We start from the raw sequence: 17,885 nt of genomic DNA, 5'->3' as shown, positions 1-17,885 counted from the left end.
CCCACAGTCTCATTCCAGCTGTCTTCCTCGCCGTCGCTCTCGAGTGGACTGTCCCACTGCTGGCTGTTCCCTACTCTGGATACCTGGTGCTCACTCGAGTTTCTGACGGCTCTGTGCGCCCGCTGGGGTGCCCCTGTTCGCGTCATCTCGTCCTCCCTCTCTACTGCGATCTATTCGGGTGCCACCTCTGCTGTTGCACTCGTCGGAAGTACGACAAAGTAGAATAACTGACCAGTCCCGACACTCTCGCTTTTGAACTCGTGGCGTGATTCGTTCCACTCGTGTCGGACTCTGTCTGCTTAGGTAGCGCTCTCGTCGCGTTGCTCGAGAGACTGATACATTCTGATTTCTTGTTTCGCCCGGCCTATGTCCCGCCGACGGTTGATTCCCATTCTATGTATTCGGTTGTAGGGATAAAAGGCGATAATTCTATCACTCTATGGCCCGTTATCACTCCCATGGCCGACTCTCAAGAAAGCGAGGAGTCCGTGTCGTTCGATCAGCTTGGCGATCACCGCCGATCGATCCTCGAGACGGTCCGTGGCCTCGGCGGAGAAGCTAACGCAGCAGAGATCCGCCAGCGGACCGACGTCCCTGAGGGTAGCTTTGGCTGGCACTTCGGAAAGCTTGAGGAGTGGTCTCTCTTGGAGGACGTCGGTCGCCAGAACGTTGGCGGAGGAGATGATGCGATTGTGTGGTCTCTGACAGACGCCGGTGCTGACCTCCTTGAGAGGATCGACGTTGAGGAAGGACGCGAGGATCGACCGCAGACCTTCGAGGGACTGAACAACCGAATCGACGAACTCGAGACCGACCTCGAGGCGATAAAGACCGAGTTTAATCGTATGGCTGATATCGTCGAAGATCATCATGACCGCTTAGAATCGCTCTAGTAAGCCGCTCTCGCCGCCATTCTGATCCACCGACTGTTCCCCGTCGTCCGTGTCGTCCTGGAACTCGTCGGCGGTGTCGTCGCTGTCATCCTGGCCGTCACGATCGTCACGACCGAGACTCGAGAGCGGGACGGTCATCCCGTCAACGTAGACCTTGAGGTCGTCAGCGGACAGCGTTTCGTCCTCGTCGGGCGTCGGCACCACGACGATGTACCAGTCCTTGCCGGGCTCCGGGATCTCGCCATCGAACTCGAACTCGGGGATGATCGGTGTCTTGATCATCCGCATGTCGTCGCCAGCCTGATCGCCGACGGCAGGATAGCGATCGACGTCGGTAAAGACACTTTTGGCGTCGGGGAACCGAGCGTGCACTTCGCCGGCGCCGTCTCGGAGGATGATCTCGTCGGTGGTTTCGTCGCGGACCCAGACGTCTTCGCGAGCGCCGGGACGATACACTCTTTCCCCGTCAATACTCAGGGGTCGAAGGTTGTAGAACCGAGTTTCTCCGGAAACGGAGTGTTGCTCTCGAGCGCCTCGTGGCTCCTCGGCCAGCGTTTTCCAGACGTTCTCGGCGACATCCTCTCGGCAGACGAATAGACACGTCTTGCCCTCGCTGAACGCACTCGCAAGGTTGCGGACGGTCTGTCCCTGTTTCGTCGATCCCGTGCTCTTCTCGGCCTCGAGAACGGCCTCTCGGCCACCAGTGAGAGCGTCGACCGTCGGATACTCTTCGCGGAACTCCTCGAGCGCTTCGGCGATCGCCACTGGATCAGCGTCACTGTCGACCTCGAGCAGCGGCATCGGATCAAGCGTCCCATCTGGAAGTCTCTTGGTGCCCTCGCCTTGCTGGGCGATTGCCACGTCGGCACCGAGCTCGTTGAACGCGGGGTACGCGTCCTGCAGAACGAGCGCGTGCAGTGCGCCACCGGAACTCTCGTCGTCGCCTACGTCCTGGATGGCCGATACAGTCTCGTTGCCGACGGACAGCCACAGCGCACCGTCTCGCTCGGTCTCTGAGAGCATCGACTCGGGGATCGGCTGCAGAACGTTCCGCCAGAGACGTTCTCGGCTGTCTGTCCGAGTCTCGTCATGTGCCGGGAGCACGGCCCGAATCGCGTCCTCGCACTCCTCGAGTGGGATCGAGAGGTCATCCCGGTCCGACCGGAGTGCTTCGTCATGGACGGCCTTGCAGACGTCTCCTTGCGTGCTCTCGTCGGTAAGGAGATCGACCCCCGACTCGGCGAGTCCACCAAACGGCAGCTCGCGCTGAATCTGTTCGTCAGTGAGTGGCTGCTCGCCGTACCGCTCGAGACTGTCGGAGATAATCTCGTCGACGGCGTCTTTGTCCCGGAGCGGCGGGTAGGGCGCGAACGCCGAGAGTTTCAGCGGCCTTGAGTACTCGCCGCCGCCGGTTGGGAGTCGAGTCCACACCTTGTACTGCTCTGTTTGTATGAGGTCTTCTGGATTGTACCCCTTGAACCGGTCTGTCAAGATTCTCGCGTCATCGGCGTCGTTCGCCTTGAATGTGACCAGATTGTCAGCGTTATTCTTGAACGGCTTCAACACGCTCTCGTCGAGTTGTGACGGGTATTGGACGGCAGCAGTGACGCTCAGGTTCATCGATCGCGCTCTCGCGAGCATCGATTTGATATCAAGCTGCTCACTGGCGATGTCGTCGAACTCGTCGGCAAATATGAAGTAGGGATCCGGGTCCATCGTCTCGTACGACCGGTTTTGCACTGCTGACCAAATCCCACGCATCGCGGCGAGTGTCGTCAGTCGTTTCACGTCTGTACTGTCGACAGGCGTGCGAAGGACGACAATCCGGTCCTCGTCGATGAGGGCACGCCAGTCGATCGTTGACTCTCGCCGGGCAATGATCCGACGCACGACGCCGTTCTCAACCCACGCTTTCACGCGCTTCATGAGCGGACGGAGTTGTTCCTCGTCCATTTCGGCGACTTGCTCGAGGAACTCGCCGACGTATGGATCGGGACACTCCTCAGCGAACGTCTCCCGTCGCTCCTGGTTCAAGAGGATGAAATAGAAGTCAATGACGCCGTAGTTGGGCCGCTCCGGGTCGGCGTTCGCCTTCATCATGGCTCGAGCCATCGATTCGGTCACTGACTCCATCGTCGCGTGGAGTTCGCCTTTCGCGGCTAACGCGGCTTTCAGGTTCTCGAGTCGGCTTTCAATTCCCGTCTCGAGTTCAACTTCACTGTCTGTATCTGGGACATCAAGCAGGTTCAGACCGATCTCCTGGTCTTTCTCGGTCCCCGGCTCAATCCAAACCACGTCATCGAGCCGATGTTCTGGGAGTTTCCGGAGTAGTTCCCGTGAGTCCTTGCCCTTGGGATCGAAGTACGCGAACCCGTGTCCAGAGTACGCCAACTGGATCATCCAGTTGAGTAGTTCCGTCGTTTTGCCGGCGCCAGAGACGCCAGCTACCCAGAGGTGTTGGGCAAGTGACCCGAACGGAATTCCGGCCTCGCGGAACCCTTCTTGCGGATCTTCGGTGTATCCGACCCACAAGTCCTTCTCTGGATTGCTGTGGCCCTCCTCGAGAATCCGACGGACAGCAGGGCCGGCGACGACGCCTTCCGCTTCGGTCTCTGTGATGGCCTCGACGCCGCCGATACGTTCCACACCAGTCGGCGTGATATCGTACGTCTCCCCCGTGACGGTCGTCTCGTCGTCCTGGATGTCCTCGTTCTCGTCGCTGTCGTCAGTAGAGCTTGATCCAAACAGCTTCATCGAGTCTCACTCTTGTTCGAGTCCGCAGGAACACGCGAGCCCTCTTGCGTATGTTTCCAGTCGATCCGTGGCGTCTCGATCTCCTCGTTCGGGATGTGTGCAGCGCTGGCGAGTTCGTCGACGGTCAAGATCATCTCCCGATCGGACCATGCCCTCGAGTGGACGTCGTTGATCAGCGTCCGGGCATCAGAGACCGACTCGGCGACGAATCCTTGCTCCGTCGTCGCGTTGTAGTACTTCACGAACATCCCCGCCACCCCTCGAGCGCGAGCTTCGGCCTCGGTCTGGTTTGGAGAGGCCGCGAGAACGCGGATATTCGTGCTAAAGGCCTGTTGCCCGCGCTGTTGCTCGACAATCTTCGCCGACTGTTTCTCTTTCGAGGATGCGTCCCGAACGCGGGGATTGATCCAGCCCTTCACGTGACCGTCGCGAAGGCCCTCGGCGACATCATCGACGGATTCGCCGTGCCATCCGCCGTCGGTCCAATTCGCCGGCTCCGGGCGGAATGCGACCTGGACGACGACGGCCGTCTCCTCGGTCGAGAGCATCTCGCTGGTGATCTCGCCGTAGGGGTCGCGCTCGAACCCCTCGCCGTCGCGGAAGTGATGAATCGGATAGTAGTAGTGTCGCGCAAGGCTCAGGCGAGCACCGGCGACGTACTCACCTGCCTCGAGCGGCGGGAAGCCCTCGCCGCCGGCCTCGAAAACGGCGCTGTTGGCGTAGTTGTTGCCGACGCGCCGGCGGAACTTGTCGGCCGCGGCCTCGTTCGCGGCATGCATGAAGAACCGAATGCGCTCGCCGTCGAACCAGAGTTCGTACGTGTGCGAGTCGCTCGTGTTCTTGCCACGGAAGTTGGTCGTTACGTCGTGGACCGACTGGAGCAGGCCTGCAGCGTCGACCATACCCTGGTTCTCGGCATGTGGTTGGATCTGCAGGAGGACACCAGGTGTCTCGTCTGCGGTCTGTGTGTGCGAACTCGTGAGCCGTGTCGAGGCGTAGTTCGATGGATTCGGATCTGAGGCATTGTCACCGAACAGCCGAGAAAGAAGTGACATTACGCCGTCACCTCCCCATACTCAGCGCGAATGTGCTCCTCCAGGCTCACGTCGCTCTCGGGCTCATACGTCAATACGGCCGTCTCGAAGTCTGATGCCCGAATTCGAGTCCGGAACCACCCCTCAATCGCATTGAAGTTGATCAAGGCCTCAGAGTACCCCTGTCCCGAGTCGCCTCGAGTGGCCCGCTTCTTGATGAACTCATACTGCTGGTCATTGAAATCGAAGAGTTCGGCGGTCTCGGGATCGAGGTCCGTCTGTGTGAACTGGATCGTCGTTGCCTGCTTGCGGATCGTGTCTTTGTGGTCGTCCTCGTCCTCACTGGAGACGAACTCCGCGGGTGACTGACTGGCGAACCAGACGCCAGCCTCGTAGTGTCTCCAGTGACGGGCCGCCCGCTGCAGCCACTCGACAGTCTCCTCAGACTCGAGCAGGTAATGGGCCTCGTCGATCAGGAACAGCGTCTCTCCGGGTGCGTTCTGGACAGCCTCATAGACTCTGTCGAGCATCAGCTGCAGCATGACGGACTTGCCGACCGCGCCCTCGTTCTCCATCTGTTGCAGATCCAGGTAGGAGACGCCGCCGGGCGTGATCTCGGCACTGCCCGTCCCGGCGAGTTCGGAGTACTCACGACCTTCCTGGAAGCCAGAGAGCTTGCGGAGTAGCGTCGCCGCGTTGCTCTCGATCTCGGTGACCTCCATTGTCGACTCGGAGAGCGCAGGGCCTTCGGGATTGTTCGCAATCTCGCGAAGTGTGTCGATGTAGTCAGCCATCGTCGGGCTCTCGAGGCCGTGCGTCGAGTAGTCGTCCGGCTTGATCCCTGCCTTCCGGTAGGTCTCGTATGCCGTCTCCTTGATCAGTGTCGTGTACTCGCCGGCGTCGACACCCTGCTCGCGGAGTACACCCGAGATGAATGCGTTGACACCGTCGATCTTCATCCCGAATGGGTCGATCCCGGTCTGACGAACGCGCTCGGGCGTCTCGGAGATATTCAGCGGATTGATGGAGTCCTTGCCGCCGAGAACGACGTGCGTCCCGTTCAGTAGTTCGACGATCCCAGCGAAGTCACCGAAGGTATCGCACAGCACGACCGTTCGATCGTCCTCAGCGAGATACCAGCGGACGATTTTCTGTAAGGTGGAGAACGACTTCCCGGAGCCGGAGTCGCCAATAAACAGCGCGTGTGCGGGGCCACCAACGCCGGCCGGATCCGCCGAGACCTCGCTTCCATCCTGCAGTTTACGGCCCCACTCGACGCCGTTCTCGTGACGAATCTCGGCCGAGAGTCCCGGGAATGCAGCGCCAAGGACGCCGCCCAAGACCATCGTATAACGGTCGCGATGGCTGACGTCATCGTATACGTCAGGCGCGGTCGGACTCCCGGAGACGTAGAGGTCGCGCTGTCGCGTATCGGGCGAGAGTAGCGTGAGGCTCGCGGGCGTTGACTCGGCGACGTCGCGGATGTCCTCACACTGATCCTCGAGCGCCCGGCGCTTCTCGACGTCGAAGTTGAGATCGTCCGAGGTCGCGCCGTTCTCAATCGTCTTCTCTGCCCGCTCGAGTGCGGCTCTCGTCCCGGCGCGAACAGTGATGTAGCCGTTGAGGTCCCACGGACGAACGGACGTGTTATGGAGGAGCTTGTACGCCTGTACGTACGCCTCCATGTCGTCACCGACCGTCATCGCCGAGATATCGGTCGCCTCCTCTCGCTCCTCGATATCGGCGTCGATCTCGGCAATCGCGTGCTCGAGTTCGTACTCGGTATCCTCTTTGTCCCGTGCTTGGGCGTGGAGCGCCACGTCGACGTCGACGCCGCTCATCGTCACAAGACCCTGCAAGAATCCAGGATCGGGTTCGACCGGCCACTCGGCTATCCAGTAGGTTCTGCAGTATTGATCGCCGACGCGGATGTGATCAGAGTCGATGTCATAGCTTGGCGCCGAGAGGATCTCCTCGAGCCGTCCCTCTCGAATCTCGGTCACGTCATCGAAGTTGTGATCGACGCCAGACCAATAGCGGCTGTGGAGGAGTGCGTTTTCGGCCGGACCAACGCGTTCGACCTCGACGCCGGTCACAGCGCCGAAGACTGTCGCAACACGCTCGAGACGCTTCTCGAGGGCAGCAGACATCCGACTATACCACTCCTCGTCGTCGACACCGGCATCAGAGCCGGAGCCGAAGACTTCCTTAATCCCGTCGAGAACAGATGCGGACATATCGAGGCCGGTTGTGTCGACATCCTCACTGTCGACCTCGACAACGACGTAATGACGCCACTGCTTCGCGTCCCAGCGTGGTGCCTCGCTTCCCTCATACCAGTCGGCGACGTCGTGCAAAAGTTCGCGAGCACCAGCCCAGTCGTCGCCGGCGAGGTGCTCCGAGAACGCGGCCTCACGGTACTTGCCGACCACTTCCGAGGGATCGAACTCGGTCGTCGTCGAATAGTATCGAAAGCCGTGCTCGAGTGTCTCGTCGATCCGGGTCGAGAGTGACGAGAGGACTGCCTGTAGCTCGTCGCGTGTCTCGGTGTCCGTATTCCGTGGCTCGATCCGAAGCAAGCCAACCATCCGCCCATCAGTCATGACCGCCGCGCCGTCACGGCGAATCTTCCGGACGCCATGCACGAGGTCGTCAGCGGCGTCCTCTTGGGGGATCGGATGCTGTCGTTTCTGCCGGAAGTAGCGAACGGGGGAGCGCATTTTGTCGAGTCCAGTCGTGGTGTCGTCAGCCCGACTCGCAAATACCGGGCCGATTGCCGCCGCCGGCAGCCCGATTGCCGTGAGCGGAATGATGAGGTCGTCCGCTCCCACGGTCAGCGCGCCGATCGCCCCGCCGAGAGCGACGAATCCCGGTGTGCCGTACCAGAGGTCTCGAGCTCGGTAGTCGCCGATTTTCATTCCGGATTCCACGTACGGGAGCGTGATCTGAGACGGGTCTATTTCATCACTACCATCCATAGTATGTATTATACTACAGTATGAATAATAATATTTGTTGGGATTCGTAGTGCAGAACGAAGCCGAAAAAGAGCGAATTACTGGAAGCCGCGGTCTCGATCTCGCTCAAACTGCTCTCGAGTGCGGCTGCCATCGGTCGAGTAACGTCCCGTGCTGTCCGACGACTGTATCGATCCTACCTGGCCGATACTCCGGCGCGAGGCCGATGAGACACCCGGAGAGTCGCTTGAGTGTGGCGTTCCGGTCGTGGTGTCCGTATTCGAGCCGCGCCACTTCTCGACGCGTTCTTTGACGTGACCGACGCGCTCGCTCGCACTCTGCGCGTGTTCCTTACCCTTGCGCGGGCTCATGGAACTCATTCCGAGGCCGACGTTGGCGGCTCGGTCGGCTGTCTGCAGCGCCGACCACGGGAGATAAACGCCGACGAATCCGAGTCCAACGGTCGTCGCAATCAGTCCGATAACCGGCCCCGAGACTCCCGCATCCCACGGGAGTAAGTACAATAACCGCAAGAACATTGCCTGCGTGATATTGACGCCGATTAGGAGCCCGAACAGCCAGACGACGAAGTTGCCGAGGCTTGCGACCGTCCCCTCGCCGTACGCCTTGCAGCCCCATGCAACCGGCCAGAAGGCCACACACAGATGGATCAAGACGTGTTGCGCGATTATCGCGAACAGCCCAAGGACAATCACGCCGGCGTAGGCATAGAGCAAGATGAACGCCAATATCCCGCCTGACAGGATTTTTCCCATCCCAGCAGGTGTCCCGAGTAACTCCTCGCCGCCCGGAGCGAACGCGGCCGACGCCTGACCTCCGAAGTGCAAGAGAAAGCCGGTCACTTGCCACGTCAAGATGATCATCACGAACGCAATGAGCGCGGTCCGTAACTTCTGGCGTCGGCGCAACGGATCGTTGTGCCGAAACGCGAGCGTCGCAGCGCCACCGACGAGAACGACGCCGAGGCTCGTCGTCCACATCGTCATCTCCCATATCCCTGGCCACCAGCCGTTTTGCGGGTTCGTCCACGAGGTCGGATCGTCGTGTGTTCCCGGTGCCGGGACGTTCGCGATGATCGCGTTTACGAAGTTGAGGCCAGCCGTCACGGCTCCGGCGCCCATGTTCATCATCCACTCGAGGGCGCCATTCAGCCACGAATACGGATTGAATGTCCCACCGAGAAGACCGCCACCTTCGTCCTCCGACTCGACCTCGAGTGTCTCGTTTCCGAGCGTCACGTTTCCAGACGCCTGGTTGCCAAAGGACTCGTTGTTGTACGTGCTGTTTCCGAGTTCGTCCTCGGGCTGGTCCATCTGTGCGGCCACCCCGATCGGGACGATCGCCGTGATCAAGAGGAGGACAACTGCAACGCGAGCGATACCAGCCGCTCGTCGATCCTGTGTGTCTGAAAGCATTGATACTCTCCATCAAACCACCCGCTTAGAACGGGACACCAGTCACGGCCATGCCAACAATACTACTCCACTCGATGCACGAGAACGCGCCGATGCCGACGCGGTCAAGCGCCATTCCGAAGATCGCTGGGAAGAACGCCCCAATTGCGGTAATCCCCGCGCCCATCATCTTCTCGCGGCCCTCACGCTTCTTCTCGCTCCGGCCCTGCCCCAGGTCTTTGAATGCCATCGTTCCCCGGAAGGCGGCGAGTAGGAGTAGCAACACGACCGCAGCACCGAGTCCGAGACCGACGAGCTCGCCGAGCCCAGATTGACACATCATCCCCGCTGCCTCGCTGGCCTGCTGTGCCATTGCCGTCCCAATAGTGAGATTCACCGCCGTGACTGTCACAACTGCCCGCCGAATGGGCGATGAGAACAGTATTTCGCGAAGGTTCTGGAATCCGCGGCGCGCCTGTCGAAGCGTACTCGTCACACCGTTCTTTTCCTCCTCAGTCGTCTCGTTTTGTGACATCTACAAACCATACTACGATACGTTTTCTAATTAATTTTTGGATTAGTAGAATGATTTATAGTATATATAGCGCTACGAACCCTAGAAATAATGGTCCACAATCCGTAGGATAAAGTGATGGCGTCGCAATATCCAGCAAATATGGAAGTCGACGAGACCGACGAGATCCTCCTTGATATGCTCGCAGAAGGGCGATGTACGCAGGGGTACCTCGTCACCGAGACCGACCTCCCGCGGTACAAAATCCACGAACGACTGAAGATGTACGGGAAAATGGGGTATGCGAAAAACCTCCACGAGAACACTGCGCTGTGGGAGCTCGTTAAGGACCCGCGAGAGGAAAGTGATGACGGCTGACGATCCCGCCCGAGAGGCAGCGAAAGGGCACGCGAACGCGATATGGAACCTGATTCGAGCCATGCCTGGCGGAATGGCTCGAATGTTTGGCCCCGTGTTCCTCTGGGCGATGGCTCGGCCCGTGCTTATCGGTGTCATCGGCACCCCATCGTTCGGGCAGGTGGCGTTCGTGATCTTCGCCGCGTCGGTCTACTGGGCGCACTTACACACTCTGCGGTTCAAAGGCCGCTAACGTCTGATATTCGTGCCGTATCCGCTGTCGAGAGAAGGAGGAGCTAGTCGAGTACGTCGAGGAGCAGCGCCAGATTGAGAACTATCGCGCACGCCGCGAGCGCAAAGCGACACTCGGACAGCGACACAAGTGGGGATTCACCGGCATCTCTGTCGACGATTTCGAGGAGTGACGGCTTAACCAACGATCGGGGGTATCATCGGCAGCTGTTGGTTAACTAGGACCGGCAAGGATTTTCCCGAGTCGATCGGTAGATCGCTACATGAGCGATAACGTTACCGAGACGCATGAGTGTCTGTCTCCCGATTGCTCGAGGACGTTCGGCACGATTCCCGAGCTAACCGAACACATCAACACTGAGCACGCCGGTGAGTACCAGCGCGACGACTGGCCCGATACCGAAATCGGCCGACAGTCACGCCGCGCTCGTGACGAGGAAAACGACGACGGGAACAACGAAAAATAGCAAGAGAAGATCGGTCGCTTGTACTTCTCGACATTATCTTCTCGGTCGTTTCGCAGCATCTACACACCCTCATCCGATTCCTCGATATTCTTGCTCGCCATTCCGGTCGGAACGTCGATGTCCCATTCGTCTTCGATACGCTGCGCGACCTCGAGCATCATTCCGCTCTGGTTGATCGAAACGCGTGGATTCGTACATGCAGTGCGACCTCGAACTTTTCCCTTATTTCGAATTATATTAGCAATTGACCGACAAAGGCCCTGTTTCAATGGGATTCTCTTCAAGGTTCCCAGAAATTGTTGCATTTAGCCCCTGCTCGTCGAAGTTTAGCGTCTGGGATCTATGATCCTCATTATCAACTATTAAAATCGCATTTTTGCAGCTGATACTGCAACGTCATCGTCTCTGAGTCTTGCGGTTTCCCTTATCTAGACAGTGCCACCTTACTCCATCTCACCGTCAAAACCTGAACCTTGTTATCAGCCTTCTTTGTCTCGATCTCCACGTCGATCTGCAAAAAAGTGAAATACGAATTAGATAATCTTATTCTTTAACTCCACGCAAGGCTTTTCTCTTGATGTAGTTGATAAATTTGTCTGTTTCAGTGACAGGATCGGGAGTCTTGCCGTTACCGTAGCTGTTCTTGCCGTTGTCGTGGCCGTTGCCGTTACCGTCGCCGTGGCCGTTCTTCCCGTTACCGTTGCCGTAGCCGTTCTTGCCGTTGCCGTTTCCATGGCCGTTCTTCCCGTTACCGTTGCCGTAGCCGTTCTTGCCGTTGCCGTTTCCGTGGCCGTTCTTCCCGTTACCGTTGCCGTAACCGTTCTTGCCGTTTCCGTTTCCGTTGCCGTGGCCGTTCTTGCCGTTGCCGTTGTCGTCGCCGTAGCCGTTCTTGCCGTTTCCGTTGCCGTGGCCGTTCTTGCCGTTTTCGTGGCCGTTGTCGTCGCCGTAGCCGTTCTTGCCGTTTTCGTGGCCGTTGTCGTCGCCGTAGCCGTTCTTGCCGTTTCCGTGGCCGTTGTCGTCGCCGTAGCCGTTCTTGCCGTTTCCGTTGCCGTGGCCGTTCTTACCGTTTCCGTTGTGATCGTCCCCGTTTTTGCCGGAGTCACCATGCGCAGAAGCAGCGCCAGTAAGTCCGATCGCGCTGAGGCTAATTGCTCCTGTGGATCGGAGAACGGTACGACGGGTGCTGGTTGATCTCTCGTCAGTCATTTTGATACTGGGTAGCTTCTACCCACTGGAAGTCTTTCAGAGTCCCATGTGAATGACAGATACGGTTGCAGATTTAATGCATAGATAGGAGAAATAGAAATACCACTATAGATGAATAGCGTTGTGTTAATAACGACATGACCAACACAGACCAACGAAATAAATAGCTAATTAGGGAACGCCAGGCTCCGGCGGACAACGCTGTAAGTTCCACGGTAGCGCATCGACCGGACCAAGCGACAAAGTCCACTGAAGAATAACGACTTCGCAAAGGACAATTCGGGCGGTGGGGCACCAGCCGGTAATGCTCACTCGGCCATGCATAACAGATGACGATCCCGACAAGTTCTATGATCGGCTCGAGAGCGAGGCGAAAGAGTACGTCGACAAGTTAGCTGAGAGCGACCACAGTTTCGTACGGCAGTGGGAGGTTGTCCGCAGAAACGGTCATATTATATTGTATTTTGTTATTTAGTTCTCAGCGAAGTCACTTAAATGGCATTTGCTTTCAACAATCCACCTCTTATTAGAGGAATATTTGAAGGTAGAAAATCATATCATATGTGCAGAAGAGAGAAGAAGCGAATTCACAAACGTCCTCACTAATTGAATCAGCTACCAGTTCTACTAATAGCTAGCCCTGAATTCATTATTTGGTAATCAGTCGCAAGGTTCATGAGGGAACATGTGAACTTATATTCATATATGGTTGACTCCAATCCGGTGGGACGGAGAACAGTTCTGCGGCGGACTGTGACTCTCGGAACTGCCGGTATAGCTGGGTGTCTTCGGTCAGAGACTCCCGAAAGGAACACCACTAAAGCCAACTCTGACTCTTCCCCCGACAAGACTGATTCTGACCAGGTCAGCAATGATGGTGACGATACGTCAAAAGATGCAGCTGAAGATGAATGGTTCGAGAAGGGTGCGATCACATTCACCTACGACGATGGCCCGATCGAGAATCTAGAAGAGGCATTTCTATCGCATGAGACGTACGATGCGCCAGCGACAGTTGGCATCGTCTCCGACTGGATGGGACGTACCGATGAGAGGTGGATGACTGATGACGAGGTGACGAGACTCGCTGATGCTGGTTGAGAAATTCGAGTCTGACCGGAGAGAACGATCATGTCAGCATACGACGCCAACTCGAATGGGGGTAACGATTCCGAACAGTTGCGGGAAAACGAATTCGACGACCGCCCGACGCTTCGACTCCACCAGCGCGGGAGTGACCGATATCTGTTCAGTGAGGTTAACCGAGTCGGTGCATGGATCGCGACCAACATCGATGGAGTGGAGGAAGTGCGTCGCTGATAGCAGTCACGCAGTCCACCACGACGGTCGAGCCCCCGAACCAAGCGGACAGCGACCAAGTGTATGGCGGCTCGAGTGTCTCATACAGGTATATACTTATGTGGAATAGCCAAGTTGCTCGACTTGCACAGACAGATACTTCTGGAGGGCTGTGACTGTCTCCGTCGAGACAGCTGATGCCCCGAAATCACTCCGATACCCGTGCTTGAGCTCCTCACTCTCTAAGATTTCCAGTCCACGCTCAAGTTGTGCTCGCAGCGCAGCTTCGTCTCCTCGCTGTAGGTGGGGTGTGACAGCTTCGAGGTCGATCTCTTCTGCGATCGCCAGGATGTCCCGAAGATCTGCTTCACGGCCGCTGTGGAGTTTTGCCGCCACGAGGACTGCTCCATCGATGACTCGAGCCATTGTCGTTACCGTCCCGCCGCTGACCTCCTGTCGTTGGCTATGGTCGTACAGGTAGTCGAACGACCACTGTGCCTCGGTCTGGCGACAGCCGAGTCCGTTCACCAGCAGATCGAAGCCGATCGGTTGCTGCGGCGTGAGCCGCTTCTCGTACTCGATCACTTCGGTGTCGTAGAACCATTCCTTGGCATGGCTGTCTGTTTCCTCGAAGCCCCGCTGTTCGAGGAACTCGGCGAAATCAGCCTTGGAGTCAGGTGCGACGACGATATCGAGGTCCGTGGAGAAGCGTGCATTGAATGCTGACACAGCGTAGCCGCCGACAAGGACGTACTCGTGCCCATCTTGAGTGAGTTCCTCGAGCAGTTCGATGAGCGCGTCACTCCGGTTGTGGAAACTCATGTCTGTACCCGTTCCGTCTCCCGGTAAGTGACGCCGAGGTCGAGGTCGTCGTACATTCGGTCGAGCATCGCGAGCGCCGACTGGAACTGGGCGTAGTGCTCGTGCATATACTCGATCGTCTCTGCTCTCGGGATTACTGGATAGCCTTCGACGTGCTCAATTTCGAGTGCCGGTTGTGGATCGAGGACGATCTGCAGCGGTCCTGCCAGCTCGTCTCGGGGCAGCCGGTCGAACGCGGTGGGAAGGTCGAACGACTCGAAAAACGCCTCCCAGGCGTCGACGTCCTGCTCACGGACAGCAAGGAACAGCGGATAGTCGTCGGGATCACGACCGACTTGGTAGCCACCCTGTGTCCACACATAGACGGCGTCGATCCGTGTGAACGCAAACGGCCAGTCACCGAACTGGGGGAGGACGTAGGCCTCTTCGATGGCGGGCGGACTAACGCTGGCGCTGGCAGCGACTAGCTCGCGTGCTGCGTCTCTCACGCGGTCGTCGACGACTGAGAGGCCGTCGTCATAACGGACGTATCCTGCGTTTTCGAGACGGTTGACGGCCTGTCGCACTGTCTCGTAGGGTGTGTGGAGGGTTTGGGCGACACGACGGATGGAGTCACCACTCTCGATGGCGAGAATGATCTGTGCTGCCGTGTCGTCAAGAACCTCGTACATCTGGTAGTTACTAATAATCCGGTAACAGCTAAAAGTCTTACTTGACTGGGTATGAAGCTACGATCTCGGTATTCGCCTGTCGTCCATGACCGTCATCAGCATCGTTAGCGTCGCAGGCTCCTCCTGCGACCGGTGTGCCGATCAGAAGGCCAAGTCGACGGTTTCCCGTGTGCACGCCGGAGAACGTCCCCGCCGCACGGGATCGGCGAGTGCAGGAGAAGGGGGCCAGCAGAATCTGACCGGTGAGTACTAATCGTATTCAATACTCATATCCTGTATTGGTATATCGTATTATTTCTCTATCGGAGTCGCTGACTGTTTCGAGTCAAGACGTCCATCGTCACTCCAATCCCGAAGAACCTCCTCAACATCCTCGATATTGCGCATTCCTGCAATGAGCATCGCTTCGTGAACATCGTGTTCGTCGAACTCGCTACCGATCGGATTGCTCGAGTACGTTCAGCGCGATTCCGGAGCTAACCGAACACATCAACACTGAGCACGCCGGTGAGTACCAGCGCGACGACTGGCCTGATACCGAAACCGGCCGACAGTCGCGCCGCGATCGTGACGAGGAAAACGATGACGAGAACGACGAAAAATAGCAAGAGACGATCGGTCGCTCCAGGTCAGCGGATAGTTCCTATCCTTGATCGAATGTCACGCTAAGCCAGCGTCCTCGAAGCCTCATTGACTACATCGGCAGTTGGAGCATTCAGGTACGCTCAATCGCTTGGAATGAGTCCCAACCACCGACCGTCATGACAACTCGAGGGTTTCCCTGCTTATCGACGAGAAGCCGCTCTGCATACTGGCGTCGGAGATCGTGAGTGCTTACGTGCTGATAGTCGCCGTCATCCGTCTCGTCAGCTGTGCGCTCTACTGTACGCTTTATGACGCTCGCACACCACGCGCGGTGAGATCGACCAGCGGTTCACGCTATCGATATCTTTGGCGTTCTGATAGCGGTGGAGGTCACCTTCCACGTCCTTCGGAAGATAGGCGTCTCGAGGCTTTCCGCCGTTACCCGTGGTATCGTTCCCTTCAGGAACGCGAAGACGATAGTGCTCACTGTCGATGATTCGTTTGACGTATACGCCATCACGCTCAGTCACGTTCCCCAGCGTCGGCGCGTACAAGAAGATATCTCGAGCGCGTCGTGGGCTGGGTAGGCAGGGTTGTGGGCGACGGTCAGCGCCTCTGGTCTCTTGATGATCAGTTGGTGTAGTATGGCTTCATCGTCGTCTAATTGCTCAAATTCGTCGGCGTCCGGCGGGTCTTCGTCAATGCGTTTTGCGATCTCGTCGTCCCTGTTTTAGAGAATGGTGGCCGGCAGGGACCAGCCAAACCCATTTCTTGTCACTAAGCAGGGAGGGGGAACGGAAGATGTCTGGCAATCCCTGCGAGTATATATTGTCACTCGATATCAATAAACACTATGTAACTGAAACAGTGTTTCCAGTGTGAGAGAACCAGATCCCCGGAATGCAGATCTACAATTGGTAGAACACACTTGCTCACATGAAAATCAAGTGTAGATAGTATCGAATTGCAGGCCCTGTCCGGCTTCAATGCTACGAAAGGAACTGCTATCTGATTTGACCATGAAACTCGTGTTCAGTATCGGTAACTCACCTATTGTTTGATGCAGGGGAATATGAAGTTAAGTAATATAATAGAAATAGGGACAGTGAGGGGCTTGATGGTTGAAACCTGTCACACGCTCCATCCACCTTCATTCGACCATAATCGACCGGAGAGACGTATCTATGGCCGTGATTTAGATACGCGAAGGTAGGGGTTCGAGCAGGGAGAACGGGTGGTTGTTTTATTTGGTTGGCGAGTGTAGCTTTCCTGCCGGGGATTGACCGCACTCACGGGACATAACTGCACCACCAGTTACCATCTATCCCCGGCCTCTGAATCACCACGCTTGATTACAGGGAAGTCAAGTGTGATCAGCTGGCTCTCCCGCCGGCCTTTATACGTGATCGCTAAAATGCACGCTGTTCTGGGTTGTCTTTATCGAACCTACCAGATTGACAGAGAGGTTTGATGGTTCGGTGTGATTGACCTCGAGTGTCTCGGCTGGGGTAGACGTCGTCGATCACCTCGGTGCTCGCTGGTTCGGTAGGTCGGGGGACCGGGGCTCGGTGTGATATCTCAGCTGGTTCCGTCACAGGGCATAGGCTACGCGATCGGACGTTTCGGAAAAGTCCGAGCGGTGTTACAGCACCGCCCGAGCGTGGCCGGAGAGAACGACCATGTCAACCTACGATTCCCACCCAAATGAGGATACTGATTCCGAACAGCTGCGGGAAAACGAGCCCTAATCAGTGAGCCAACTGAGCCGGTGTATGATCGCGGCCGACATCGACGGAGTGGAGGAAGTGCGTCGCTGATAGCAGTCACGGAGTCCACCACGACGGTCGATCCTCTGGACCAAGCGGGCAGCGACCGAGTGTATGGCAGTTCGAGTGTCTCATATAGGTAATTCCCAGACGTAATAGAATGAAATAACCGAAACATATTAGAGAAATCCCATATATTATTTCGTATGGACGGAGGTGGCGGGTTTATTCCTCTCGACGGGTCGAGTAAGGGCTCGGATAGCCCTTGGGTAATAGTCATAATACTTCTCTTCTTCCTTGCTTTAATAGCTATATTTTATATGTAATTAGTTATAGAAATAATGGTTCTGAGGATTATTCAACCATACACTTTTGAACAGATAGCTCTCACCGTGCTAGACTCATTCTCTGAGTCGGTCACGCTATTCCTGATAGGAGTCGAGTAGTTTGGACTTTCCCTGCTGAACCCACAGCGCGAATGCGGCACGAGATCACGAACGACCACAGCATTATTCCGCTCGCTTCCCTAGGGAACAAGGATGGCAGACACAGAAAACGGACGAGAGAAGCAAGCAGACGACGAGAACCGACGTGAGGACGGAGTTCCAGACTCGCTTCCTGAGTGCCACCGTCGCGGCTGCACCGAGATGGCGACGTTTGTCGTCCTCGAACGCTATCAGGAAGAACCGGGCACGGTGCCGTTGAGGCAGAGGCCGTTCTCTGTCAAGAGCATGCCGACGAAGAGAGTCCCACGAATCTTGATGGCAGTTACGCGGATTACGTGTTTCGTGTCGAGCCTCTCCAAGAGACGCTGGACATGGACACAGCATGATCAAACGGATGTAGTCCGATCACTCCTGTCATGCTGAATCCATGCTCTGTATCTCGCACGC

Annotated in this window: 12 protein-coding genes and 2 pseudogenes; 5 read left to right on the top strand and 9 right to left on the bottom strand. The window is 57.1% G+C overall.

The window, feature by feature from the left end:
* Positions 1-458 precede the first annotated feature (458 nt).
* The gene (locus WD430_RS20865; RefSeq protein ID WP_339106282.1) at positions 459-893 is read left to right on the top strand and encodes a hypothetical protein; all 435 of its coding nucleotides are present in this window, start codon (positions 459-461) and stop codon (positions 891-893) included.
* Here the strand turns inward: WD430_RS20865 and WD430_RS20860 are convergent.
* The 5 genes from WD430_RS20860 to WD430_RS20840 all read right to left on the bottom strand — a co-directional run bounded on the left by WD430_RS20860 (position 879) and on the right by WD430_RS20840 (position 9,588).
* Positions 879-3,647 (bottom strand): type IV secretion system protein VirD4, encoded by a 2,769-nt coding sequence (locus WD430_RS20860; RefSeq protein ID WP_339106281.1) that lies wholly within the window; start codon positions 3,645-3,647, stop codon positions 879-881. The two genes, WD430_RS20865 and WD430_RS20860, sit on opposite strands and share 15 nt — an antisense overlap.
* Positions 3,644-4,702, bottom strand: coding sequence for a hypothetical protein (locus WD430_RS20855; RefSeq protein ID WP_407067160.1), 1,059 nt, complete (start codon positions 4,700-4,702; stop codon positions 3,644-3,646). Before WD430_RS20855 ends, WD430_RS20860 begins: the two co-directional genes overlap by 4 nt.
* Positions 4,702-7,659, bottom strand: coding sequence for a hypothetical protein (locus tag WD430_RS20850; protein ID WP_339106279.1), 2,958 nt, complete (start codon positions 7,657-7,659; stop codon positions 4,702-4,704). The genes WD430_RS20855 and WD430_RS20850 overlap by 1 nt, the downstream gene beginning before the upstream one ends.
* Positions 7,660-7,736: 77 nt before the next feature.
* Complete coding sequence (locus tag WD430_RS20845; RefSeq protein WP_339106278.1) at positions 7,737-9,074, bottom strand: hypothetical protein; 1,338 nt, start codon at positions 9,072-9,074, stop codon at positions 7,737-7,739.
* Between the two features lie 25 nt (positions 9,075-9,099).
* Positions 9,100-9,588, bottom strand: coding sequence for a hypothetical protein (locus tag WD430_RS20840; protein WP_339106277.1), 489 nt, complete (start codon positions 9,586-9,588; stop codon positions 9,100-9,102).
* A gap of 141 nt (positions 9,589-9,729) precedes the next feature.
* On the opposite strand from WD430_RS20840, the gene WD430_RS20835 reads away from it, so the two are divergent.
* Positions 9,730-9,945 carry a MarR family transcriptional regulator gene (locus WD430_RS20835; protein WP_339106276.1) on the top strand — a complete coding sequence of 72 codons (216 nt, stop codon included), beginning with the start codon at positions 9,730-9,732 and terminating at the stop codon, positions 9,943-9,945.
* A 494-nt stretch (positions 9,946-10,439) separates the two neighbouring features.
* Complete coding sequence (locus tag WD430_RS20830) at positions 10,440-10,643, top strand: hypothetical protein (RefSeq protein WP_339106275.1); 204 nt, start codon at positions 10,440-10,442, stop codon at positions 10,641-10,643.
* A gap of 543 nt (positions 10,644-11,186) precedes the next feature.
* Here the strand turns inward: WD430_RS20830 and WD430_RS20825 are convergent.
* Positions 11,187-11,849, bottom strand: a complete 663-nt coding sequence (locus tag WD430_RS20825) for a hypothetical protein (RefSeq protein ID WP_339106274.1) — start codon at positions 11,847-11,849, stop codon at positions 11,187-11,189.
* A gap of 705 nt (positions 11,850-12,554) precedes the next feature.
* On the opposite strand from WD430_RS20825, the gene WD430_RS20820 reads away from it, so the two are divergent.
* Positions 12,555-12,950, top strand: a complete 396-nt coding sequence (locus WD430_RS20820) for a hypothetical protein (RefSeq protein WP_339106273.1) — start codon at positions 12,555-12,557, stop codon at positions 12,948-12,950.
* Between the two features lie 315 nt (positions 12,951-13,265).
* Here WD430_RS20820 and WD430_RS20815 read toward each other — a convergent pair whose 3' ends face one another.
* From WD430_RS20815 to WD430_RS20805, 3 genes and pseudogenes are all read right to left on the bottom strand, one after another.
* Entirely contained in the window at positions 13,266-13,970 is a 705-nt protein-coding gene (locus tag WD430_RS20815) for a hypothetical protein (RefSeq protein WP_339106272.1), read from the bottom strand.
* Positions 13,967-14,641 (bottom strand): helix-turn-helix domain-containing protein, encoded by a 675-nt coding sequence (locus WD430_RS20810; protein ID WP_339106270.1) that lies wholly within the window; start codon positions 14,639-14,641, stop codon positions 13,967-13,969. The genes WD430_RS20815 and WD430_RS20810 overlap by 4 nt, the downstream gene beginning before the upstream one ends.
* A 660-nt stretch (positions 14,642-15,301) precedes the next feature.
* Positions 15,302-15,735: pseudogene (locus WD430_RS20805) on the bottom strand (site-specific integrase); the annotation flags it as partial.
* Positions 15,736-17,531: 1,796 nt separating this feature from the next.
* Here WD430_RS20805 and WD430_RS20800 point away from each other — a divergent pair.
* Positions 17,532-17,824 (top strand): annotated as a pseudogene (locus WD430_RS20800) (hypothetical protein).
* The last annotated feature ends 61 nt before the right edge of the window (positions 17,825-17,885 follow it).

Source organism: Haloterrigena sp. KLK7 (genome assembly GCF_037914945.1).
In the GTDB taxonomy this organism is placed as follows: domain Archaea; phylum Halobacteriota; class Halobacteria; order Halobacteriales; family Natrialbaceae; genus Haloterrigena; species Haloterrigena salinisoli.
This window is presented reverse-complemented; position numbering and strand designations above follow the sequence as displayed.

Excerpts from the sequence above, each read along its gene's own strand:
- WD430_RS20830 (WP_339106275.1), top strand. The coding sequence starts at position 10,440 with ATGAGCGATAACGTTACCGAGACGCATGAGTGTCTGTCTCCCGATTGC.
- WD430_RS20845 (WP_339106278.1), bottom strand. The coding sequence starts at position 9,074 with ATGCTTTCAGACACACAGGATCGACGAGCGGCTGGTATCGCTCGCGTT.
- WD430_RS20860 (WP_339106281.1), bottom strand. The coding sequence starts at position 3,647 with ATGAAGCTGTTTGGATCAAGCTCTACTGACGACAGCGACGAGAACGAG.
- WD430_RS20820 (WP_339106273.1), top strand. The coding sequence starts at position 12,555 with ATGGTTGACTCCAATCCGGTGGGACGGAGAACAGTTCTGCGGCGGACT.
- WD430_RS20835 (WP_339106276.1), top strand. The coding sequence starts at position 9,730 with ATGGAAGTCGACGAGACCGACGAGATCCTCCTTGATATGCTCGCAGAA.
- WD430_RS20865 (WP_339106282.1), top strand. The coding sequence starts at position 459 with ATGGCCGACTCTCAAGAAAGCGAGGAGTCCGTGTCGTTCGATCAGCTT.
- WD430_RS20840 (WP_339106277.1), bottom strand. The coding sequence starts at position 9,588 with ATGTCACAAAACGAGACGACTGAGGAGGAAAAGAACGGTGTGACGAGT.
- WD430_RS20810 (WP_339106270.1), bottom strand. The coding sequence starts at position 14,641 with ATGTACGAGGTTCTTGACGACACGGCAGCACAGATCATTCTCGCCATC.
- WD430_RS20815 (WP_339106272.1), bottom strand. The coding sequence starts at position 13,970 with ATGAGTTTCCACAACCGGAGTGACGCGCTCATCGAACTGCTCGAGGAA.
- WD430_RS20825 (WP_339106274.1), bottom strand. The coding sequence starts at position 11,849 with ATGACTGACGAGAGATCAACCAGCACCCGTCGTACCGTTCTCCGATCC.
- WD430_RS20850 (WP_339106279.1), bottom strand. The coding sequence starts at position 7,659 with ATGGATGGTAGTGATGAAATAGACCCGTCTCAGATCACGCTCCCGTAC.
- WD430_RS20855 (WP_407067160.1), bottom strand. The coding sequence starts at position 4,702 with ATGTCACTTCTTTCTCGGCTGTTCGGTGACAATGCCTCAGATCCGAAT.